The organism is Erwinia sp. AC075 (assembly GCF_979253995.1).
Genome location: NZ_CEEDEU010000001.1, coordinates 4,261,148 through 4,281,580, shown reverse-complemented (window position 1 = coordinate 4,281,580; position 20,433 = coordinate 4,261,148). Strand labels below are relative to the sequence as shown.

Annotated in this window: 22 protein-coding genes; 6 read left to right on the top strand and 16 right to left on the bottom strand. The window is 57.7% G+C overall.

Going from position 1 to position 20,433, the window contains the following annotated elements:
- Window positions 1–46 precede the first annotated feature (46 nt).
- Both AC0IXH_RS19995 and prs read right to left on the bottom strand, forming a co-directional pair.
- Window positions 47–1,534, bottom strand: a complete 1,488-nt coding sequence (locus AC0IXH_RS19995) for a nicotinate phosphoribosyltransferase (RefSeq protein ID WP_471720896.1) — start codon at window positions 1,532–1,534, stop codon at window positions 47–49.
- The gene (gene prs / locus AC0IXH_RS19990) at window positions 1,524–2,399 is read right to left on the bottom strand and encodes a ribose-phosphate diphosphokinase (RefSeq protein ID WP_471720895.1); all 876 of its coding nucleotides are present in this window, start codon (window positions 2,397–2,399) and stop codon (window positions 1,524–1,526) included. The genes AC0IXH_RS19995 and prs overlap by 11 nt, the downstream gene beginning before the upstream one ends.
- 214 nt (window positions 2,400–2,613) lie before the next feature.
- Here prs and AC0IXH_RS19985 point away from each other — a divergent pair, with 214 nt between their 5' ends.
- On the top strand, window positions 2,614–3,339 hold the full coding sequence (locus tag AC0IXH_RS19985; RefSeq protein ID WP_265909322.1) for an NUDIX hydrolase: 726 nt from the start codon (window positions 2,614–2,616) through the stop codon (window positions 3,337–3,339).
- A gap of 10 nt (window positions 3,340–3,349) precedes the next feature.
- Here the strand turns inward: AC0IXH_RS19985 and tauD are convergent, their stop codons facing one another.
- From tauD to AC0IXH_RS19960, 5 genes are all read right to left on the bottom strand, one after another.
- Window positions 3,350–4,204: a taurine dioxygenase gene (tauD, locus tag AC0IXH_RS19980; RefSeq protein WP_471720894.1), complete on the bottom strand. Its 855-nt coding sequence runs from the start codon at window positions 4,202–4,204 to the stop codon at window positions 3,350–3,352.
- Entirely contained in the window at window positions 4,201–5,028 is an 828-nt protein-coding gene (gene tauC, locus AC0IXH_RS19975; RefSeq protein ID WP_013204158.1) for a taurine ABC transporter permease TauC, read from the bottom strand. The genes tauD and tauC overlap by 4 nt, the downstream gene beginning before the upstream one ends.
- The gene (gene tauB / locus AC0IXH_RS19970; protein ID WP_471720893.1) at window positions 5,025–5,792 is read right to left on the bottom strand and encodes a taurine ABC transporter ATP-binding subunit; all 768 of its coding nucleotides are present in this window, start codon (window positions 5,790–5,792) and stop codon (window positions 5,025–5,027) included. The genes tauC and tauB overlap by 4 nt, the downstream gene beginning before the upstream one ends.
- Before the next feature lie 9 nt (window positions 5,793–5,801).
- On the bottom strand, window positions 5,802–6,782 hold the full coding sequence (gene tauA, locus AC0IXH_RS19965) for a taurine ABC transporter substrate-binding protein (protein ID WP_013204160.1): 981 nt from the start codon (window positions 6,780–6,782) through the stop codon (window positions 5,802–5,804).
- Window positions 6,783–7,007: 225 nt separating this feature from the next.
- On the bottom strand, window positions 7,008–7,610 hold the full coding sequence (locus AC0IXH_RS19960; RefSeq protein WP_013204161.1) for a LysE family translocator: 603 nt from the start codon (window positions 7,608–7,610) through the stop codon (window positions 7,008–7,010).
- Window positions 7,611–7,695: 85 nt separating this feature from the next.
- Between AC0IXH_RS19960 and AC0IXH_RS19955 the strand changes: the two genes are divergently transcribed.
- Together AC0IXH_RS19955 and AC0IXH_RS19950 are read left to right on the top strand one after the other, a co-directional pair.
- On the top strand, window positions 7,696–8,688 hold the full coding sequence (locus tag AC0IXH_RS19955; RefSeq protein WP_471720892.1) for a hydrolase: 993 nt from the start codon (window positions 7,696–7,698) through the stop codon (window positions 8,686–8,688).
- Between the two features lies 1 nt (window position 8,689).
- A complete protein-coding gene (locus tag AC0IXH_RS19950; protein WP_013204163.1) occupies window positions 8,690–8,908 on the top strand; it encodes a YheU family protein in 219 nt (72 codons plus the stop codon).
- On the opposite strand, the gene AC0IXH_RS19945 is transcribed toward AC0IXH_RS19950, so the two are convergent.
- From AC0IXH_RS19945 to AC0IXH_RS19915, 7 genes are read right to left on the bottom strand one after another with little or no spacing between them, the layout of a single operon-like run.
- Entirely contained in the window at window positions 8,905–10,290 is a 1,386-nt protein-coding gene (locus AC0IXH_RS19945) for an amidohydrolase family protein (RefSeq protein ID WP_013204164.1), read from the bottom strand. The genes AC0IXH_RS19950 and AC0IXH_RS19945 overlap by 4 nt on opposite strands.
- Window positions 10,291–10,299: 9 nt before the next feature.
- On the bottom strand, window positions 10,300–11,064 hold the full coding sequence (locus AC0IXH_RS19940; RefSeq protein WP_013204165.1) for a cysteine hydrolase family protein: 765 nt from the start codon (window positions 11,062–11,064) through the stop codon (window positions 10,300–10,302).
- A 1-nt stretch (window position 11,065) separates the two neighbouring features.
- On the bottom strand, window positions 11,066–11,488 hold the full coding sequence (locus tag AC0IXH_RS19935) for a cupin domain-containing protein (RefSeq protein ID WP_053141563.1): 423 nt from the start codon (window positions 11,486–11,488) through the stop codon (window positions 11,066–11,068).
- A 3-nt stretch (window positions 11,489–11,491) separates the two neighbouring features.
- Window positions 11,492–12,430, bottom strand: a complete 939-nt coding sequence (locus tag AC0IXH_RS19930) for an ABC transporter permease (protein ID WP_471720891.1) — start codon at window positions 12,428–12,430, stop codon at window positions 11,492–11,494.
- Complete coding sequence (locus tag AC0IXH_RS19925) at window positions 12,427–13,539, bottom strand: ABC transporter permease (protein ID WP_346568049.1); 1,113 nt, start codon at window positions 13,537–13,539, stop codon at window positions 12,427–12,429. Before AC0IXH_RS19925 ends, AC0IXH_RS19930 begins: the two co-directional genes overlap by 4 nt.
- Window positions 13,523–15,073 carry an ABC transporter ATP-binding protein gene (locus AC0IXH_RS19920; protein ID WP_471720890.1) on the bottom strand — a complete coding sequence of 517 codons (1,551 nt, stop codon included), beginning with the start codon at window positions 15,071–15,073 and terminating at the stop codon, window positions 13,523–13,525. The genes AC0IXH_RS19925 and AC0IXH_RS19920 overlap by 17 nt, the downstream gene beginning before the upstream one ends.
- 16 nt (window positions 15,074–15,089) lie before the next feature.
- On the bottom strand, window positions 15,090–16,097 hold the full coding sequence (locus AC0IXH_RS19915) for a BMP family protein (RefSeq protein WP_455916506.1): 1,008 nt from the start codon (window positions 16,095–16,097) through the stop codon (window positions 15,090–15,092).
- Between the two features lie 110 nt (window positions 16,098–16,207).
- Between AC0IXH_RS19915 and AC0IXH_RS19910 the strand changes: the two genes are divergently transcribed.
- Window positions 16,208–17,107 (top strand): LysR family transcriptional regulator, encoded by a 900-nt coding sequence (locus AC0IXH_RS19910; RefSeq protein ID WP_013204171.1) that lies wholly within the window; start codon window positions 16,208–16,210, stop codon window positions 17,105–17,107.
- Window positions 17,108–17,140: 33 nt separating this feature from the next.
- On the opposite strand, the gene AC0IXH_RS19905 is transcribed toward AC0IXH_RS19910, so the two are convergent.
- A complete protein-coding gene (locus tag AC0IXH_RS19905; protein WP_013204172.1) occupies window positions 17,141–17,938 on the bottom strand; it encodes a creatininase family protein in 798 nt (265 codons plus the stop codon).
- Window positions 17,939–18,116: 178 nt separating this feature from the next.
- Between AC0IXH_RS19905 and AC0IXH_RS19900 the strand changes: the two genes are divergently transcribed.
- A complete protein-coding gene (locus AC0IXH_RS19900; protein ID WP_013204173.1) occupies window positions 18,117–18,986 on the top strand; it encodes a phosphoribulokinase in 870 nt (289 codons plus the stop codon).
- A 39-nt stretch (window positions 18,987–19,025) separates the two neighbouring features.
- Here AC0IXH_RS19900 and AC0IXH_RS19895 read toward each other — a convergent pair whose 3' ends face one another.
- Window positions 19,026–19,436 carry an OsmC family protein gene (locus AC0IXH_RS19895; RefSeq protein ID WP_013204174.1) on the bottom strand — a complete coding sequence of 137 codons (411 nt, stop codon included), beginning with the start codon at window positions 19,434–19,436 and terminating at the stop codon, window positions 19,026–19,028.
- A gap of 307 nt (window positions 19,437–19,743) precedes the next feature.
- On the opposite strand from AC0IXH_RS19895, the gene crp reads away from it, so the two are divergent.
- Window positions 19,744–20,376 (top strand): cAMP-activated global transcriptional regulator CRP, encoded by a 633-nt coding sequence (gene crp, locus AC0IXH_RS19890; RefSeq protein ID WP_005969523.1) that lies wholly within the window; start codon window positions 19,744–19,746, stop codon window positions 20,374–20,376.
- Window positions 20,377–20,433 lie beyond the last annotated feature (57 nt).

Below are 20,433 nucleotides of genomic sequence, written 5' to 3'. Positions count from 1 at the left end.
ACACGTCAGAGGCGCGTGAAATGCGCACCTCTGACGCTTTGCTGATTTACTGTGCGGCCAGACGCTGACGCAGCGTCGCAAGATCCTCAGTATTCAATAGCTTGCCATTGAGAAAACGCGTTTTCAGTTCCCCGCCGCGCTCCTGCGCCCAGTTTTGCCCATCTTTAAGCGTTAATTCCCCGGCGGCATTCCGATCGACCCGCAACAAGCCACGCGCTGAATTCTTCATGCCGCTGTCGGTTTTAGGCTGCTTAAAGATTTCACGCCCAACGCCATTCACTTCGCCGTAAGTCGCTTTCATCGCAAAGCCGAAGGTGTCCCGGGTGTTGTACTGGTAGGTGTAAGAGCCGACCCCAAACACCACGTTACTGCTGGCAAAGCCTTTGGCTTCCAGACGGCTGAGGATCTCATTCGCGCGTTCCAGGGTAATCGAGTCGCCATAAATCAGCCCCACATGCGGATCCAGCACTTTGTAGCCCTTGCTGTTCACCGTACCGCCAAAGATTTCCCATAACACTTCAACAGAGCCTTTTTGCTGGGCGGTTCGCGCGGGATCCGTCGCCTGATCATCACCCGTTCCACATAAGATTTCCACCGGGTTACCGCTGTCCGGGCGAAACACCAGACGCCCCTCACGCGCCATAATCTCCGGCCGCAGCTCGCGGCTGTATTCGGTCAGCACTTTCCAGTAATCCCAGGTATCCGACACCACAGAGACAAATCCCTGCGGGTAAAGCTCGGTGATCAGCCGGCGGAAGGTGGCGATTTCGCCCTGCTCTTCTCCCATGCACATCACGCTGTGCTCGGTGGCCGGAATGCTGCCGGCGATAAAGTAATCTTTGGCCGGCGTGTAGTAACGGCGGGCATACAGAATGGAAGGCAAACTGTCGGTGCCGGTAAAGCTCAGCAGGTGCCCGACACCCGCCTGTGCGGCATCATGCAAGCCTGACATTCCCCGGAAGGAGAAGTCGTGGCACTGAAAATCGATATGGCTGTTATCGTCACAGGTGCGGTCCGCCCACAGTTGGCAAATCTGCCGGTAATGGCTGGCGACGGTGGCATTGGTGGACGATTTCCATAACTCCGCCGACATCACGCTTTCCAGGTAATTGACCAGCCAGAAAAATTCATCAACCGTGTTGGTGATGGTCAGCACCGGAATTTTCATCGGCACTTTGCTGCCTTCATCCAGACTTTTGATCTCCAGCGGCAAATAGCCTAAGCGGTGCAACGCACGAATATGATCAACGCTGACGCTGCCTTTTCCAAGGTAGCTGTCCATCAGCTGTTGATACTCATCCACCACCACCTCTTCTGGCTGGGCGAAAAACTTGTCGTTAAACAGATCGACCATGAACCACTGCAGAAAGCCCTGCAGGCCAAAGAACACCAGGCGGTCGTCGGCCAGCGGGGAATGGAAGAAGCGGTTTCCGCGCGGCGTGAAGTTGGAATAGACCTTGTTGGTGCCCAGCGGGTATTGCTCACGGTGCGAGGTCTTGTAACCATCAATGGCCAGAATCGGATTAGTTTGCATGGTTATCTCCTTCGCGGTGGAAAATGGCATCGCTGTTAATCAGCTCGACATGCGGCTGCGCAATGGCCGGATCGGCAATGGAAGTGGTAGTCCAGATATGGTCAATGCCCTGACTCAGCAGATGATCAACCCCTTTAGTAAACAGGCCATGAGTGACATACAGGCTGACCGAGCGGGCTCCCGCCCCGCGCAGAACGGCGGCCGAACCGATAAAGGTGCCGCCAGCATCACACAGGTCATCGGCGATCAGCACATCGCGTCCCGCAACCTCGCCTTTCAGCAGCTCAAATCCACTTAACCTGCCGCTGGTGATATCTCTGTGCTTGGCCAGGATGCCAAAGTCGCTGGCCCCGACATGCTGAGCCAGCGCATGAATTTTTTTCAGCGCGCCAGCGTCCGGCGCTATCAGCATCATTCCCTGTTCCAGTTTGCTCATCAGACTGCGACTGTGTTGCAGGCAACGATGTTGTGGGATAGCCATCATGCGATCGAGGACACCTGCAGCCACATCACTGTGCGGGTCCAGCACTTTCACCCGGTCAAAGCCCAACTGATTGATGAAACCAGCAAAGACCTTCAACGCGAAACTGTCGCCATCACGCATGTTGCGATCCTGACGGGCATAAGGCAGCCAGGGCAGTTCGAGGGTCGTTAACGTCAGGGTGTAGCGTTGGCGAGCAGCATCCAGTAACTGCGCCACAAGCATCAGATCGTCCATGCTCTGCATTGCTGTCGCCCGCAGCGTCAGCACGTTTGCCTGTGAACGCAGTGGCGGAAGCAGGTGAGCCCAGACCGCACCATCAGGAAAGCGGCCGGTATCGAATGCCGTTTCCTGTCCATCGAGGGTTAATGAGAGTTTCATCATTGTCAGACTCCTTTCAGTTATGATTAATGTCCGAGAGACATTTATATAATTGTCCATGAGACACTATTAAGCAAGCGTTTGATTTCCATTTCGGGTGATAAACACATAACCATATGATTTAATGCAGATTAAAACATCATTCACGCAGCGGTATTTGAATGACGCGCAGCAGACTGATAATGTGTCTTTGTGACACTTCTTCGCAGGCAATCCCATGACAGCAGAACAGCAGTATCTGGCCGGCTATGATCCCAGCCGCTATCCCACGCCCATTGTCACCGTCGACAGCGTCCTGTTTACGCTCTTTGACCAACGACTCTGTGTGTTGCTGGTGCAGCGTGCCAACCATCCGCAGCAAGGTTTTTGGGGGTTACCGGGTGGGTTTATTGATTTAACGCGTGATGACTCAACCAGAGCCACAGCAATGAGGAAGTTGCAGGAGAAAACGGGCGTGATTCCGCCCTGGCTGGAGCAATTAGAAACCTTTTCGGGCCCCGACAGGGATCCGCGCGGCTGGAGCCTGACATCGGCCTGGTATGCGTTGATAGCAGCAGAGAATTGCCAGTCGGAAAGTGATGCCATCAGTGATGTGCAGTGGCAGCCAGTGGCAGAGCTGGCGTCGAGGTCAGATATTGCCTTTGACCATCAGCAGATTATTGCCGCCGCTTTGCAGCGATTACGGCAGAAGACGCTCTATTCCTTGCTGCCGGTGTACTGCCTGCCCGCAGCATTTACGTTGACTCAGCTTCAGGATGTCACCGAAACGATCCTTGGCCAAACGGTGCAGCGCAAAAGCCTGATCCGCCGGTTTGAGGCTTCTGAGATGTTCGAAGAAACCGGCGAAAGCGTGGCCACCGGTGCGCGAAAAGCGAAACTCTATCGCCTGAAAGCCGGCGCCGATGTCCGCAACTTCTCGCGCAACCTGATGGCCGCTGACTAATTCACAGCCCTCAGCGTTCAGCGCGGTAAAAAGGCTTGTCACCCAGGATGGTGGCCCGATGCATGATCCTGCGCTGCGGCAGATAGTCGGCGTTAGCATAATGCTGCGTGACCCGGTTATCCCAGATAGCAATATCGTTCTCCTGCCAGCGCCAGCGGACCTGAAACTCCGGTTTGGTGACATGGGCAAATAGGAAGTTCAGCAGCGCTTCGCTCTCCTTCTGGCTGACATCCACAATGCGCGTGGTAAAGCCTTCGTTGACGAATAACGCCGGCTTGCCGCTGACCGGATGGGTGCGGATCACCGGATGCAGCAACGGCGGGTTCTTCTCGACCGCCAGCTTCCAGCGCGCATGCTCCTCTTCACTGCCACGATGCTTAAACTCCTGAAATGACTTGGTAAAGTCATGCTCGGCCTGTAATCCGCTCAGCAGCACCTTAAAGGGTTCAGACAGCGCCTCATACGCGGCAATGCCGCTGGTCCACAGCGTATCGCCACCCGTTTCCGGCAGCTGTTTGGCCGCAAGGATCGCGCCAGCCGGCGGCGTGGCAATAAAGGTCACATCGGTGTGCCAGTTATCGTTGTCCGGCGGATTATTGTCATGGGTATCCAGCACGATAATCTCTTCCACACCCGGCGCGTGAGGATAAACCGGGTGGATATGCAGGTCGCCAAAGCGGGTGGCCAGCGCACGCTGCTGCTGAGGCGTGACCGGCTGATCGCGGAAGAATAAGACCTGATGGCGGATCAGCGCATGATAAAGCTGTTCGAATTGCGCATCGCTCAGCGGACGGCTGAGGTTGATGTCGGAAACCTGAGCGCCGATATTCGGGCCCAGCGCGGTAATCGTCAGACGTTCGTTCATGAGTGTACTCCGTGCCACGGGGTTAAGCGGCGCTGAAGCGCGCGCAGCCCCAGCTCAAGGGTGAAAGCGATCAGGGCGATGACGGCAATGCCGGCCAGCACCACATCGGTCGCTAAAAATTCTCCGGCGGACTGCACCATAAAGCCCAGTCCACGCGTGGCGGCGATCAGCTCAGCGGCCACCAGCGTCGACCAGCCCACGCCCAAACCAATGCGCAGACCGGTGAGGATTTCAGGCAGTGCGCCAGGCAAAATCACAAACCACAGCACCTGCCAGCGGTTGCCGCCCAGCGACTGGGCCGCGCGGATGCGTACCTGCTGGGCGCTTTTCACCCCAGCCAGGGCTGACATCGCCACCGGGGCAAAAATGGCCAGGTAGATCAGCAGGATTTTGGAGGTCTCGCCAATGCCAAACCAGATCACCATCAGCGGCAGATAGGCCAGAGGCGGAACCGGACGATAAAGTTCGATCAGCGGATCGAGAATGCCGCGAGCGGTTGCACTCAATCCCATCAGAATGCCTACCGGCACGCCGATAATCACCGCGGCAAACAGCGCGATCAGGATGCGGGTCAGACTGGCGGCCAGATGCTGCCAGAGCGTGGCGTCCATAAACCCCTGTGAACTGGCAATGGTCAGCAGCTGATGGAACACCTGCTGCGGCGCAGGCAGAAACAGCGGCGCAATCAGTTTCAGCGCCGTGACGCCCCACCAAATCGCGAGGATCACCAGCAAGGTCGCCGCACTCAGCGTGATCTGGCGGCCAAAGGGCCAACGCAGACGCACGCGGCGTGGCACGGTTTTTTCGGTGGATAACAGGCTCATGAAAACACCTCGCGTTGCTGGAAGACCTGGCCTAAAACGTATTCTCTGCGCTCAATAAACGCCGGATCGGACTTGATGGATCGGCAGGACTCGCCAGCGATATAACGACGACCAAAGTCGAGAGGCAGTCGCTCAATCACCCTTCCCGGCCCGGGCGACAGCAGGATCAGTTCACTGGCAAGAAACACCGCTTCTTCGATATCGTGAGTGATCAGCAGGATCTTTTTGCCGCTCTCCTTCCACAAGGTCAGCAGCAGTTCCTGCATCTGCTCGCGGGTGAAGGCGTCAAGCGCGCCGAAAGGTTCATCCAGCAGCAACAGCTGCGGGTCGGCGGTCAGCGCCCGGGCAATGCCCACCCGCTGGCGCATGCCGCCGGACAGCTGCCAGATAAAGCGTTTTTCAGCGCCTTCCAGCCCAACCCTCTTCAGCATCTGGCGAGCCACCTCGCGGCGAGCGTTTTTCTCGACGCCGGCCAGCTGCAGGCCAAAAGCGACGTTATCCAGCACGTTGCGCCACGGAAGCAGCCCTTCATGTTGAAACACCACGCCGCGTTCAGCGCCCGGCCCGGTGACCGCCTTGCCATCCAGCATAATGCTGCCGGATTCGGCAGGCAGAAAACCGGCAATCAGATTCAGCAGCGTGGTTTTGCCACAGCCTGAAGGTCCCAGCACCACCAGCAGCTCACCAGAATCAATCGACAGGTTGATATCCTGCAGTGCGAGATGCCCTTCATAGCGAGCCGTAAGATGCGAGACCGTCAGCATGGGAACTCCTTATTGCGTCGCGAGAGGTTTAACGAAGCGATCGGTAACGTAATCGCTGTAATCGGTGGCCGCCTGCGGCACCTTGCCCTGCTCTTTCAGGAATTTAGCGGTATCGACAATCGCCTTATCGACCGGCTTCCCGAGTTGTTCAACCTGCTGCTGGGCGGTGAGATAGGTATTGCCTTTCACCAGACCGGGAACCTGTTGTTCCGGCACGCCGCTCAGACGGGACAGTTTGCTCAGGTTGTCGCCCTCTTTCAGCCACTGCTCGGGATTATCGAGATAGCCTTTCTGTGCCGCGAGCGCGCTGCGGGCAAAGGCGGTGACCACTTCCGGGTGTTTCTGCGCAAAATCTTTACGTACCACCCAGACATCCAGCGTTGGCGAGCCCCATTTCCCGACCTGATCGGAATCGGTCAGCACCTTGCCGGTTTTTTCCAGTTCGTTAACCGCAGGTGCCCAGACGTAGGCGCCATCGATGTCGCCACGCTGCCAGGCAGCAATAATGGCGGGAGGTTGCAGGTTGATAATTTGCAGCTGATCGGGACGAATGCCCCAATGCTTCAGCGCGGACAGCAGGCTGTAATGGGTGGTGGAGATAAACGGCACGGCGATGCGTTTGCCGATCAAATCTTTCGGGGTTTTGATGGTGTTTTTCACCACCATCGCTTCAGAGTTACCCAGCTGAGAGGCCAGCAGGAAGACTTCGATCGGTACCTGCTGGCTGGCGGCTACGGCCAGAGGGCTTGAGCCGATGTTACCAATCTGCACATCGCCGGAAGCCAGCGCACGCACCACGCTCGCGCCGCTGTCGAATTTACGCCAGTCGACTTTCGCCCCGCTCTCTTTGGCAAAGGTGTTATCGGCCTGAGCGACTTTCGCCGGTTCGGCAGACGTTTGATAGGCTACAGTGACGTCCACCGCCTGGGCGCTAAGCGCCGACAATCCGAGTGATGCTGCAATAAGAGTAAGAGTGAATTTTCCTGCCATGATGTCTTCCGCCGCACGTTATTGTTTGAATAACGCCTTTGTAACCGACAGTGACCATCGCAAGAAAGTAATTAGAAATTATCTGTTATAACCTTTTGTCCTTAGATCAAATGCGGGGTTTCTTAGTCAGAATCCGGGTTTAGCCCATAAAAAAACCACCGGCAGAGAAAGTGCCCCTTCAGGGAGCAGCCTACCTGCCGGTGGTTCATGTTGCCGGGCGGGGAATTAATGCCAGATCAGCAGCACGCAGGCCGCGGTCAGGATTCCCATAAAGACATTGAATATCGTCCACGCGCGGCGGCTGCGCAGGATACGGCCAATCAGCGAGCCGAAGCCCAGCCAGATCACGCCGGAAACCACATTCACCAACGCCATCCCGGCGCTGATGGCGAGCACCGAACCGCGATAGGCTTCACCGGCGAGGCTAAAGCTGGCCACCGCGCCCAGCGCCATCAGCCAGGCTTTCGGGTTAATCAGCTGCAGCAGGCCGCCTTGCCAGAACGGCATCGGCGCGGCGGGTGCCGTTTCGGTGTCCAGTTTCTCGTACTTCGCGCTGGCGATTTTCCATGCCAGCCACAGCAGATAGGCACTGCCGCCAATTTTCAGCACCAGATGCAGCGAAGGATAGAGCAGGATCAGTCCACCAATGCCAAAGGCCACCATCAGCAGCATCACCTGCATGCCGATCATGATGCCAATCAGCAACCACAGCGAGCGCAGAAAACCAAAGTTGGCGCCGGAGGCGGTGAGTAACATATTATTAGGGCCTGGCGTGATGGCAGCGACCCATAAAAAGCCTAACATCGATAAAAACAAACTCAGTTCCATATGAAACGGGTGCTCCTCACCCCCTGACCAGAAACGAACTTGTCGAAGCTAGCAATGTGACAGAGATCCTACAAGCATTTTGAACATGAATTTTAATCACTCAGCAGCCGTCTCTTTTCAGCCCTTAACCGGCATGAGCAATGCGCACCTGCAAACGCTTCTGCCGCGCCTGGTTCGCCGTCGGATTACCTTAAAACCTCACTGGCAGCGCCTGACGTTGCCGGACACGGATTTTGTCGATCTGGCGTGGAGTGAAGACCCTGCGGGTGCCAGACACAAACCGCGGATGGTGCTGTTCCACGGTCTGGAAGGCAGCTTTCACAGTCCCTATGCCCACGGGCTGCTGGAAAGCTGTAAAGCGCGAGGCTGGCTGGGTGTGGTGATGCATTTTCGTGGCTGCAGCGGCGAGCCGAATCGCCTTAACCGGATTTACCACTCTGGCGAAACCAGCGATGCCACCTTTTTCCTTAACTGGCTGCGTGAAGAGTGGGGTCAGGTTCCCACCGCGGCGGTTGGGTTTTCGCTGGGCGGGAATATGCTGGCCTGCCTGATGGGCGAGCAGGGCAAAAACTGCCTGCTGGATGCGGCGGTGGTGGTATCGGCCCCGCTGATGCTGGAACCCTGCAGCCAGAAACTGGAGCAGGGATTTTCCCGCGTTTATCAGCGCTATCTGCTAAACCTGCTGAAGCAAAACGCTGAACGCAAACTGCTTGCCTGGCCCGGCACCTTGCCCATCGATCTGACTGAACTCCGGGCGCTGAAAAAACTGCGGGATTTTGATGATGCCATTACTGCCCGGGCGCACGGTTTTCAGGATGCGACCGATTATTATCGCCGCTGCAGCGCGATGCCGCGATTGCCTGGCGTGGCGAAACCGCTGCTGATCATTCACGCCAAAGACGATCCCTTTATGACCCGCGAGGTGATCCCCGCGGCCGATCTGCTCCCTGCTTCAGTGACCTACCAACTGACCGAACATGGCGGCCATGTAGGATTTGTCTGCGGCACCTTACGTAACCCGCAAATGTGGCTTGAGCAACGCATTCCTCAATGGCTTTCAACCTGGCTGGACAACTAACGTGATTATTCCCTGGAAAGAGCTCGACGCTGAAACCCTCGATAACCTGATTGAATCTTTTGTCCTGCGTGAAGGCACCGACTACGGTGAGCAGGAACGCTCGCTGGAACAAAAAGTGAAGGATGTTCGCCGCCAGTTAAGCAGCGGCGAAGCGGTGCTGGTGTGGTCTGAACTGCACGAGACGGTCAATATTATGCCACGGGGTTCCGTGACCGGTTAGAACGCGGCAGACCGCCATGGCCGGGGTCGATCGTTGCCGGTTCTGGCAGCCAGTGACGCGGCGGCCAGGCGGGAACGAAGCAGTACGTCACGCTGATTGACCCGCGTCAGGTTTCCGGCTCGCATCACCGCTTCACCCTCGATAAACACATCGGTGACTTCGTGTCCGAGCGCGGAGTACACCAGCGCGGAAACCGGATGATGGATCGGCGTCATCGCCGGATGATCGGTTCCGATAACAATTACATCGGCTTTTTTCCCCACTTCAAGCGATCCCACCAGATGGTCCAGCCCGATGGCGCGCGCGCCGTCAATGGTCGCCATCTCCAGCACTTTTTCAGCGGTGATAATGGTCGGATCGCGATGGACGCCCTTCTGCATCAGCGCGGCGGTTTTCATTGCCTGGAACAAACTGTGGTTGTTACTGCTGGCCGGGCCATCGGAACCCAGCCCGACGGTCAGACCGGCGGCCAGCATCTCCGGGATTGGCGGAATGCCGGACGCCAGATAGAGATTGCTGCACGGGTTATGCGAAATCCGCACATCGTGATGTTTCAGCGCGCGGATATCCCGCGAACTGCACTGCACGCAATGGACGGCCAGCACATCCGGCCCGAGAAAGCCGATGTCGCTGAGGAATTCCGTATCGCTGCTCTGAAAACGCAGCTGCGCCTGGGCAATCTCAAAGTCGGTTTCCGCCACATGGGTGGTGATCAGCACGCCGGTTTCATTGGCCAGCGCCCGCGTGCCGCGCAGGACTTTCTCATCCAGCGCCCAAATCATACTCGGTGCCAACCCGACTTTGACCCGCCCATCCGCACGGTGATAGCGGTGGATCACCTGGCGGGCATCGGCCAGCGCCGCTTCGGGGGTTTCAATCAATTCGGCAGGAATGCCGTGCTCTTCACCGGTGGTGAGGAATCCCCGACAGACGTGGCCACGAATGCCGCTAAGCTCAAAGGCTTCAATCACTTTGGCGGTCAGGCCTGGCCGTGGATGCGCATACATAAAATCCACCAGCGAGGTCACGCCCGAGCGGATGGACTCCACGCAGCCATGCAGCGCGGCGGCGAAAACATCCTCTTCGGTCAGCGCCACGGCGCTCGGCCCGGTCATGCAGGTGAACCACTTTTTCAGCACCATATCATCGCCCAGCCCCTTCAGCAGCGTCTGGAACAGATGCGTATGGGTGTTCACCATGCCGGGCATAATGATGCTGTCACGGCAATCAATGATCTCGGCTTCCGGGTTCGCCGCCTGCAGCGTTTCCCGCGAGCCGATGGCGGCAATGCGATCGCCGCTGATTAACAGGCTGGCCTGCTGGTAGATATCCCGGTCGGGATTCATCGTGATGATCCAGCCATCAGCAAGAATATAAGACAAGAGGCCCCCTTAAAGCTGCGGCAGCAGTTCGGCTGAACTGACGACGAAACCGAAACATTGCTGCACGTTGTACAGCGTGGCATCCAGGCAATACGCCGGGGACGTGGTCGCGCTGCAGTCTTCCAACAGCAGGCAGTCGTAGCCGTGAAAATTGGCGTCCTGCAGCGTACAGAGCACGCACTGATCGGCATTCACGCCGGCAAACAGCAGCGTGGTGATGCCCATATTGCGCAGCACGCTGTCCAACACGGTGTCCTTAAAGCCGGACATGCGATATTTACTGATGCGGATGTCATCCACTGCCGGCGTTAACTCATCGATGACCTCGGCGGCCCAGCTTCCTTCCTGCAATACCGGTTCACCCGATACCGGCAGCGGATCGCCCAGCCCCACGCTTGCGCCGTCGCCGTTATAGACGTGCAGTAACGCCGGGCTGAGATTGAGCTTGTCGGGCCGGTTTCCCCAGTTAAGCCAGACCACCGGCACACCCGCTTCACGCAGCGATGGCAACAGGGATTGCAGCGGTGCAATCGGCGCACGCGCCGGCGTCACATCGACGCCAATGTGCCCCAGCCACCCCTCGGGATGACAAAAGTCATTCTGCATATCAATCACCAGCAGCGCGGTGCGCTGCAAATCGAAGGTGATTTCTCTGCCACGGCTGAGCAGGCTAACCGGATGGCAGGAAACCGGTGGCCGCACCATGTTGACCTCGCTGGCCGACACGCGCCATTGGTTGTGCGCCGCACTTCCCAGGGGATTCAGTCCTGACATATTAACTCCCGCTTAATACACGCAAATCTTCTTCATCCAGCGCCATCGGCTGGCCGCTGCGGATCAGTTCCGCAAACCCTTCGTTCGGTGTCATCACGGTCAGGGTGTACAGCTTGCCGCTGCCGGTATTGCGGATCAGATGTTCATTACCCGGATGCAGCAGCAGCGCATCGCCCTTGCCGATGGTCACCTCATCGCCATTGCAGCTCGCCACGCCCTCACCTTCCAGCACGTAGAAGAACTCGTGAGCATGGGCATGTTCATTGGGTGGCGTTGCGCCGCCGACGGTAAAAATCTCCACCACGAAGATGTTTTCAATACCGTCCTGCTGCTGGTCGAACAGCACCGCAAAGTAGTTGGTGTCTTTCGGGCTGATGCGGAAGACCTGAGCCTCCGCGGGGTTAGTCAGGCGGAAATTTTTCATCCATTACTCCTTGCGATAGGGTTGAGTTAACGCCGCAGGCTGCACCGTGCGTCCAACGACGCCCGACATGGCGAGGATCGTCAACAGATAAGGCAGCGCCAGCAGCACCTGCGGCGGCAGGCTGCTTTCAAACAGCTGAAGCGACAGTTGCAGCGCATCCGCCGCACCAAAAATACAGGCGGCAATCAGCGCTTTAACCGGGCTCCAGCGGCCAAATATGACGATGGCCAACGCGATAAATCCCTGGCCGCTGACAATATTGTCGCGGAACAGACCAATCTGCGCGGTGACCAGATAGCTTCCCGCCAGGCCCGCGCCCAGACACGAGAGCAGTACGCCCCAGGTGCGGATGCGCAGCACGTTGAGGCCCGCGGCATGCGCCGCCCGAGGGTTTTCCCCGACGGCACGCAGCGAAAGGCCGAACCGGGTATGGAACAGGCCATAGTGCGCAATGCCGACTAACAATAAGGTGAGATACAGCGGCAGAGGCTGGGAGAACAGCACCGGCCCGATGCCCGGCAGCGTGGAAAGACCGGGAATATGGATGGCGTTAAGCATGGCGATGGTTGGCGAAGAGCTGTCGCCCATCACCAGCGAGTAGGTCCAGGTTGCCACGCCGCCGGCGAGGATGTTAAAGACGATGCCAATGACGATCTGGCTGGCATGCGCCCGTAAATAGAGCGCGGCCAGCAACATCCCCACCACCAATCCGGCCACGCCGCCGGCGATAAAGCCCAGCGCGGTAGAACCGCTGTAGACGGCGGTCATATAGCTGGCCAGCGCACCCATCAAAATGGTGCCTTCAAGGCCAATATTCAGCACGCCCGAGCGCTCAGCATAGATTTCGCCGAGGGCTGCCAGCAATACCGGGCCGGCCAGGCGCACCGCTGCCGCCAGCCAGGTAACAATAAACGCCGTATCGATATGCATCAGTGCAGTCATGACTTCTCCTCCGTCAGAGAAGAGTGCGGCGAACGAGCAGGCCAGCGCAGACGGTAATAGCGCAGGATATCGCCCGCGAGGATCAGGATAACTACCAGACTTTGCAGGATCAGCACCACCGAGGTGGGCAAGCCCGTCTGGCGTTGCATCGCGCTGCCGCCAACCTCAAGCCCGCCATACAAAATGGCGGTTGGTATCACCAGCAACGGATTGAGTCTGGCGAGCAACGCCACCACCACGCCGATAAATCCCACGCCGCCCGATAAGCCTTCCATCAGACGGTGCTGCACACCCAACACCGCACACAGTCCCGCCAGTGCGGCCAGTCCACCGCCCAACAGCACCGCCTTCATTTGACGGCTGGCAACATCAATGCCGCTGTAGCGCGCGGCTTTGGGATTGAGTCCGCTGACAATGATTTCAAAGCCCGCCGGCGTCGCCCGGATCAACCACCAGACGTACAGCGTGGCGATAAGCGCGATGCCTAATCCCCAGTGCGCCCGCATACCGTCCATAATAAACGGCAACCAGCTCTCTTTCGGCAGACGCGGCGTTTGCGGCAGATCGCCCATCGCCCGCATCGGCCCGGAGACCAGATACTGGATCAGGAAAATGGCGACATAGTTCGCCATCAGCGAGATCAGCACATCGTTGCCGCCAAACCGTACCCGCAGATATCCCACCCAGCCGGCCCACAGCGAACCGGCGACAAAAGCCGCCACGATAACGGCGGGCCAGTAAGCCCAGTCCGGCAAACTCCACGGCAAGCCCTGCGGCGTGCCGGCTAACGCCACCCAGCTCGCCGCCGCGGCGCCCACTAAAAAGCAGCCTTCAAAGCCGATGTAGCCGAGCCCCGCGCGCCAGATCACAATCGTCCCGAGCGCAATCAGGATCAACGGTGTGGCCTGCACCAGCGTCTGCCCGATGCCACGCACCGAGCCGAACGCTTCGCTGAATAAAAAGCCATAGGCGCTGAGTGGATTGCCGCCGAAAGGGATAAACAGCAGTCCGGCGAGGAAAAAGGCCACCAGCATGGCGCCGGAGGTGGTGATGGCAATGGCGGTTGAGGAGTCGGCGGGTGCCAGTCGTTTTTCAAGCAGCCTGGTCATTGTCGGCTCCTGAAACAAGTTTGCCACCGGCCATCAGTTCGCCGAGCTTTTCGGCCGTGGCGTCTGAGGCATCGAGGATCCCGGCGATTTGCCCGCTGTACATCACCGCCACCCGGTCAGACAGGTTGAGGATCTCTTCCAGCTCGGCCGAAATCATCACGATAGCGCAGCCGCTGTCGCGTGCGGCCAGCAGCGCCTGCCAGACCGCTTCCACCGCGCCAACGTCCAGCCCACGCGTCGGCTGTTCCACCACCAGTAACTGCGGTTTACGGGCCACTTCGCGACCGAGGATCAGTTTTTGCAGATTGCCGCCGGACAGTTTTCCGGCTTCGAAGTCGGTATCCGGGGTGCGGACCTTGAAATGATTGACGATCGCCCGTGCGTGCAGCGCGATTTTCTTGCGGTCGAGCAGCCAGCCGCGAGCATGGGTAAAGGTTTGCTGCGCGCCTAACATGGCGTTATCTGCAATCGACAGCGAGGTCACCGATCCGACGCCCCGGCGATCGGCGGGAATAAAGCCCATGCCCTTCGCGCGTCGCCCGGCAGGAGACAGCTCGGTGATATCTTCGCCCCCCAGCCAGATGCGCCCGGCTTCCACTTCGCGCAGATTCAGTAACGCTTCAGCCAGTTCGGACTGCCCATTACCGTCGACACCGGCAATGCCTAAAATTTCCCCGGCGGCCACTTTCAGCGAGGCTCGCCAGATTTTTTGCTGACCGGATTCGTCCCGCACCGCGATATTGTCGACGTGCAGCACCTCTTTTCCCGGCCGACAGGGCGATTTATTCACCCTCAGCACCACATCTCGTCCCACCATGCGCCGGGCAAGATCGGTTTCCGACGTCTCGCTGACCGCCACGGTATCGATCATCTTGCCGCCGCGCATCACCGAGACGCGATCGGCTATCGCCATAATTTCATACAGTTTGTGCGTCACAATGATTACCGAGCGCCCTTCGGCACGCAGTGATTTCAGCGTGGCAAACAGCCCTTCTTTTTCCTGCGGTGTCAGCACCGCGGTGGGTTCATCGAGGATCAACACCTGGGCATCGCGATACAGCAGCTTGAGGATTTCAACCCGCTGCTGCACGCCAATCGGCAGATGCTGTACCTTCGCCCAGGGATCGACCGCCAGACCATGGCGATCCGACAAGGTCTGCAAACGCGCCGCCGCCGTGCGTAAATCCAGCCGACCGCTGCGGGTCTCTTTCAGTCCGAGGATCACGTTTTCCACCACGGTCATCGGCTGCACCAGCATAAATTCCTGATGGACCATGCCGATGCCACAGGCAATGGCATCACCCGGATCGCGCAACGTCACCGGCTTACCTTCGATAACGATCTCGCCTTCATCGGGCTGATACAGGCCATAGAGGATCTGCATCAGGGTACTTTTCCCGGCGCCGTTCTCACCGAGCAGCGCATGAATTTCCCCGGAAGCCACCTGCATCGTCACACAGTCATTGGCCGTGACGCGCGCAAAACGCTTGGTGATCTTATTGAGCGCGACACGGACTGACGGAGTTGATGCCATATCAAAAATCCTTTGCTCACACGTTAGGAACGATGCTGCCGTTATCCAGCTGTTGCCAGATGGCGGTAAACGTCTGCCAGGCCTCGGCGCTGACCAGCTTGCTGTTGTATGGCTCGCTGCCGTACACCACTGACCAGGCTTTGGCGACCGTTGGCGACCACTCTTTGCCGCCCATAAAACGTTTACTGGCGACCGAGTGGCCGACTTCTTCCACCATCCAGTCAAGGTTCTGCTTCAGGCTGCAGGCGATATACGCCGGTGCCACGTCCTTCTGATCGGCATAACAGCCGATGGCTTTGACCTTCGCTGCCGCCGCGCCTTGCAGCGCCCCTAAGCCGGTCACATCGGCGGTATGCCAGATCACATCCGCACCGTTGCCGATCAGGGTGGTGGCCGCTTCCCGACCTTTGGCCGCATTGTCATAATCGCCGGTTACCACGCCCAGGCCTTTTACTCCCGGACGCGTTTTCTCCGCGCCGGCAATAAACGCCCGCATCATCGCCTGCTGCGTCGGGTTATCCCCGCCGCCGACAAAGCCCACCGCCTTGCCCTTATCGGAAATCAGTGCCGCCAGCGCGCCGGCAGCATAAGCCGACTGCAGGTAGGCCAGATTGACGTACTCAACGTTGGCAGGTGCTTTGCTGTCTGGCTTGAAGGTCGACGCAAAGAAATAGGTGTCCGGATAATCAGGGCCGATTTCAGCAAAGGCCGAGCCGTATTCGAAGCTGTGTCCGATAATCAGCGAATAGCCGTCGTCGGCATAACCGCGGATAGTCTGTTCCATCTGCGCCTGCGGCACGCTTTCGCTCCAGGCAACGGTGAAGCCCTCTTTTTTCAGGGCCTGTAATCCCTGATAAGCGAGCATGCTCCAGCCGCCATCGGCGACGGAGCCGGGTAATAACAACGCGATCTTAATGCTTTTATCGGCCGCCATTGCACGCTTCGAAAGTAACGGCGCCAGAGCCGGTAACATCACCGCACCCGCCAGCATTTTTGCAAATCCCCTGCGACTTACACCTGCCATTTTTTTGCCCCCTCAACTGAAGATTGTTCAGTTATGCCGCGATTTTCGTTACCTTAAAAGCACATATTTTCGTACTCATTGATGCCTTAAAGGCAACGCAGGAGTTTTGCATGTTGCAACACCGGCTCTGGACCTACCTGGATGAAGTGGCGCGCTGCGGATCGATCCGCAAAGCCGCAGGTCGGCTGCATATCTCAGCGTCGGCAATCAACCGCCAGATCCTCGCGCTGGAGGAAGAACTGGGCACCCCGCTGTTCCAGCGCTTGCCGCGTAAAATGGTGTTAACCGCGGCGGGCGAAGTGTTGATCCACCATGTGCGGCAGACCTTTAAAGAGCTGGAATGGGCGCAGATTAAGATTGAAGAGCTGAAGGGATTACGGCGAGGCGAAGTGACGGTGGCGATGATGAGCGGGCTGGCCGCCAATTTGATCCCGCGAATGGCCGCTGAATTTCGCCGGGCAAATCCGCGGGTGAAACTGATCCTCCGGCAGATGACCACCGGCGATGACATTACCGCCGCGGTGGGATCCGGTGAGGCCGACCTCGGGCTGGGGTTCGATTTTGACCTGCCGCCCTCGTTGCGCATGCTGGGCAGCGCCGTCGGCAGACTGGGCGCAGTGGTTGCTCCCGGCCATCCGCTGGCCGATAAAACCAGCCTGAGGCTCAGCGACTGCGTGCCTCATCCGCTGGTGATTGCCGATAAGTCGATGGTGATCCGCCCGTATCTGAATGAGCTGTTTGCCCGGGCGATGGTCACCGTGCATCCGGTAATTGAAACCAACTCAATCGAAGTGATGCGCCAGGCGGCGATGTTCGATCAGGCGCTGACCTTTTTAACGCCGTTTGATATCGAATTCGATCTGCGCAGCGGGCGTTTGATGTATATCCCGGTACGTGAACTGTCGCAGCAGGCACAAACGCTGATGCTGATTGGTCACGACCGGGGCACCAGCGCGATCGGCAGCGTGCTGGCAGAAACCATCAAAGTGATGATGGGACAGATGGCGTAACGGCGTTGCCGCGAAGACAACGCCCGTGGACCTTTAGCGCTGGAAAGGAGGTTGATAAGCCTGCACTTCCTCAATCAGCCGGATCAGGGCCTCAGCCGCCCGATCGGTTTCAATCTTACCGCGTTCAGCATCTGCCGCCGCCGCATTGCCGGTGGTGCCGGACGGATGCAGATCTTCCGCCATCCAGCCAAAGCCGACGCCGCCTTCCGGGGTCAGAATACCGCCCGTTTCCGCCAGCGCCACCGAGGCGGAAACAAAGTTCTGCGCATAGTCCATCTGCACCAAATCCGGGTGCAGATGCAGCATCACGCTGGTTTCGGATTCCCCGCCGTGAATGCCGTGCTGTAACTCCTCCGCGCTAAACAGGTCGGAAGAATCAATGGTGCGGAACCAGCTGGCGCCGACCGCAAACAGATCGAGTTCGATGCGCAGCTGGCGACAGACGATTTCCATCAGCTGCGGTTGCCCACCATGGGAATTCCAGAAAATCAGTTTACGGATCCCGGCACGCCAGGCGCTTTTCGCCACCTCAAACCAGACTTTACCCAACACCTCATAAGGAAGGGTTAAGGTGCCGGGAAAATTGAGGTGCTCATCGGATTTCCCCACCGGCAGCGCCGGGAGGATCAGTACCGGCAAATCCGCCGGCATTAACTCGACCGCGCGCGCAATAATGCCCGCGTTGATGGCGGCATCCACCCGGACCGGCAGGTGCGGACCATGCTGCTCGACGGCGCCAATCGGCAGCACCGCGATCACTTTATCCATGTCCAGCTCACTGAATTCTCGGGTGGAAAGATCCCACCACCAGCGTGACGACGGCATATTCATCTGGCACCTTCTCCTGCATCATTTTTGTCAGTCTGCGGATATTCGTGGCCGAATTGAAGCAGCAAAAATGCGGCGCAGCGTTGCTTTTTTGGCATCAGAGAGTGGCAAAGATGACACCCGTGCGCGAAACATGGTACCAATGCGTGATCGATGTGACTTTACTCAGGGAGGTATGCGCATGTCAGCCAAACATCCGGTTATTGCCGTCACCGGCTCCAGCGGGGCGGGAACCACCACCACCAGCCTGGCCTTCAGAAAAATTTTCCAGCAGCTGAATCTGCATGCCGCCGAAGTCGAAGGCGACAGCTTTCACCGTTATACCCGTCCTGAAATGGATATGGCGATCCGAAAAGCGCGCGATATGGGCCGCCATATCAGCTATTTCGGCCCGGAAGCCAATGACTTCGCCCTGCTCGAACAGACCTTCGCGGAATATGGCCGGTCAGGCAGCGGCAAATCCCGCAAATATCTGCACACCTATGATGAAGCGGTCCCCTGGAATCAGGTTCCGGGAACCTTTACGCCGTGGCAACCCCTGCCGGAACCGACCGACGTGCTGTTTTATGAAGGGCTGCATGGCGGCGTGGTGACGCCGCAGAACAATGTCTCGCAGCAGGTTGATTTGCTGGTTGGCGTGGTACCGATCGTGAACCTGGAGTGGATCCAGAAACTGGTGCGCGATACCAGCGAACGCGGCCACTCACGCGAAGCGGTGATGGATTCGGTGGTGCGATCCATGGAGGATTACATCAACTTTATTACGCCGCAGTTCTCCCGCACGCACATTAACTTCCAGCGTGTGCCGACGGTGGATACCTCTAACCCGTTCGCGGCGCGCGGTATCCCGTCGCTGGATGAAAGCTTTGTGGTGATCCATTTCCAGGCGCTGGAAGATATCGACTTCCCGTATTTGCTGTCGATGCTGCAGGGATCCTTTATCTCGCACATTAATACGCTGGTGGTGCCGGGCGGCAAGATGGGGCTGGCGATGGAGCTGATTATGGGGCCGCTGGTGAAGCGTCTGATCCAGGGTAAGAAAATAGAGTAAGCCCCGCGGGCACGGGGCTTAGGGCGGCGATGGGATGACTTACGCCGGTAACTCAATCACTTCATAGCTGTGGGTGATTTCCACGCCCTTGCCCAGCATCAGTGCCACCGAGCAATATTTCTCCGCGGAGAGATCGACGGCACGCGACACCGCTTTATCGCCTAAGGCCACGCCGGTGACGATAAAGTGCAGATTGATGTGGGTGAACAGGCGCGGGGCCTCTTCACGGCGTTCGGAGCTGAGCTTCACTTCGCAATCCTTTACGTCGTGGCGGCCCTTCTGCAGAATGGAAACCACGTCGATTGCGCTGCATCCGCCCGCGGCCATCAACACCATCTCCATCGGGCTCGGGGCTTTATCGCCCGCATTTCCGTCCATCAGAACCTGATGCCCGGATGAGGATTCTCCCAAAAACGTTAACCCTTCAACCCACTTGACTCGAGCCTGCATAACAATTTCCTCTAATTCATTCAGTTATCGCCAGATTACGCTTTAGGCAGAAAAACGGCAATGCGGCAATTTTCGCACTATGCTGAAGCGAGACAACACAAGACACTCGTTGAAAGCTGTGCTACAAACAAAGCTGTAATATTTTCGTCAGTACTCTACAGGCACGACGAAACGAATCGCATAACGAGCCAGGCTTTTAACAGAGGCCCGAATAAATTTCCTGATGGGAAACGCTTGACTATTTCAACGCCTGGCAGGGAACTCTGCCCCTGTATTTAGGCACGATTACAACAGAGGATAACAGCGAATGGTTCTCGGCAAACCGCAAACAGACCCGACACTTGAATGGTTCCTGTCTCATTGCCATATTCATAAGTATCCATCCAAGAGCACGCTGATTCATCAGGGTGAAAAGGCAGAAACCCTCTACTATATCGTCAAAGGTTCAGTAGCGGTGCTTATCAAGGATGAAGAAGGCAAAGAGATGATCCTGTCTTACCTCAATCAGGGCGACTTTATTGGCGAGCTTGGCCTGTTTGAAGAAGGTCAGGAGCGTAGCGCGTGGGTACGCGCGAAGACAGCCTGTGAAGTGGCTGAAATCTCTTACAAAAAATTCCGTCAGCTGATCCAGGTTAACCCTGACATTCTGATGCGCCTGTCTGCACAGATGGCGAATCGCTTGCAGGTCACTTCTGAGAAAGTGGGCAATTTAGCTTTCCTCGATGTGACGGGTCGCATCGCGCAGACCTTGCTGAACCTGGCAAAACAACCGGACGCCATGACGCACCCGGATGGGATGCAGATCAAGATCACCCGCCAGGAAATTGGGCAAATCGTTGGCTGTTCTCGTGAAACAGTGGGACGCATTTTGAAGATGCTGGAAGATCAGAACCTGATCTCGGCACACGGTAAAACTATCGTTGTCTACGGCACTCGCTAATCGGCTCTGATCCACGGCGCAACACCTGGTGTTGCGCCTTTTTATTTGGTGTGGAGT

Bases quoted from the DNA above. Each gene is read 5' to 3' on its own strand.
- AC0IXH_RS19995 (WP_471720896.1), bottom strand. From the start codon at position 1,534: ATGCAAACTAATCCGATTCTGGCCATTGATGGTTACAAGACCTCGCAC.
- prs (WP_471720895.1), bottom strand. From the start codon at position 2,399: ATGATGAAACTCTCATTAACCCTCGATGGACAGGAAACGGCATTCGAT.
- AC0IXH_RS19985 (WP_265909322.1), top strand. From the start codon at position 2,614: ATGACAGCAGAACAGCAGTATCTGGCCGGCTATGATCCCAGCCGCTAT.
- tauD (WP_471720894.1), bottom strand. From the start codon at position 4,204: ATGAACGAACGTCTGACGATTACCGCGCTGGGCCCGAATATCGGCGCT.
- tauC (WP_013204158.1), bottom strand. From the start codon at position 5,028: ATGAGCCTGTTATCCACCGAAAAAACCGTGCCACGCCGCGTGCGTCTG.
- tauB (WP_471720893.1), bottom strand. From the start codon at position 5,792: ATGCTGACGGTCTCGCATCTTACGGCTCGCTATGAAGGGCATCTCGCA.
- tauA (WP_013204160.1), bottom strand. From the start codon at position 6,782: ATGGCAGGAAAATTCACTCTTACTCTTATTGCAGCATCACTCGGATTG.
- AC0IXH_RS19960 (WP_013204161.1), bottom strand. From the start codon at position 7,610: ATGGAACTGAGTTTGTTTTTATCGATGTTAGGCTTTTTATGGGTCGCT.
- AC0IXH_RS19955 (WP_471720892.1), top strand. From the start codon at position 7,696: ATGAATTTTAATCACTCAGCAGCCGTCTCTTTTCAGCCCTTAACCGGC.
- AC0IXH_RS19940 (WP_013204165.1), bottom strand. From the start codon at position 11,064: ATGTCAGGACTGAATCCCCTGGGAAGTGCGGCGCACAACCAATGGCGC.
- AC0IXH_RS19935 (WP_053141563.1), bottom strand. From the start codon at position 11,488: ATGAAAAATTTCCGCCTGACTAACCCCGCGGAGGCTCAGGTCTTCCGC.
- AC0IXH_RS19930 (WP_471720891.1), bottom strand. From the start codon at position 12,430: ATGACTGCACTGATGCATATCGATACGGCGTTTATTGTTACCTGGCTG.
- AC0IXH_RS19925 (WP_346568049.1), bottom strand. From the start codon at position 13,539: ATGACCAGGCTGCTTGAAAAACGACTGGCACCCGCCGACTCCTCAACC.
- AC0IXH_RS19920 (WP_471720890.1), bottom strand. From the start codon at position 15,073: ATGGCATCAACTCCGTCAGTCCGTGTCGCGCTCAATAAGATCACCAAG.
- AC0IXH_RS19915 (WP_455916506.1), bottom strand. From the start codon at position 16,097: ATGGCAGGTGTAAGTCGCAGGGGATTTGCAAAAATGCTGGCGGGTGCG.
- AC0IXH_RS19910 (WP_013204171.1), top strand. From the start codon at position 16,208: ATGTTGCAACACCGGCTCTGGACCTACCTGGATGAAGTGGCGCGCTGC.
- AC0IXH_RS19905 (WP_013204172.1), bottom strand. From the start codon at position 17,938: ATGAATATGCCGTCGTCACGCTGGTGGTGGGATCTTTCCACCCGAGAA.
- AC0IXH_RS19900 (WP_013204173.1), top strand. From the start codon at position 18,117: ATGTCAGCCAAACATCCGGTTATTGCCGTCACCGGCTCCAGCGGGGCG.
- AC0IXH_RS19895 (WP_013204174.1), bottom strand. From the start codon at position 19,436: ATGCAGGCTCGAGTCAAGTGGGTTGAAGGGTTAACGTTTTTGGGAGAA.
- crp (WP_005969523.1), top strand. From the start codon at position 19,744: ATGGTTCTCGGCAAACCGCAAACAGACCCGACACTTGAATGGTTCCTG.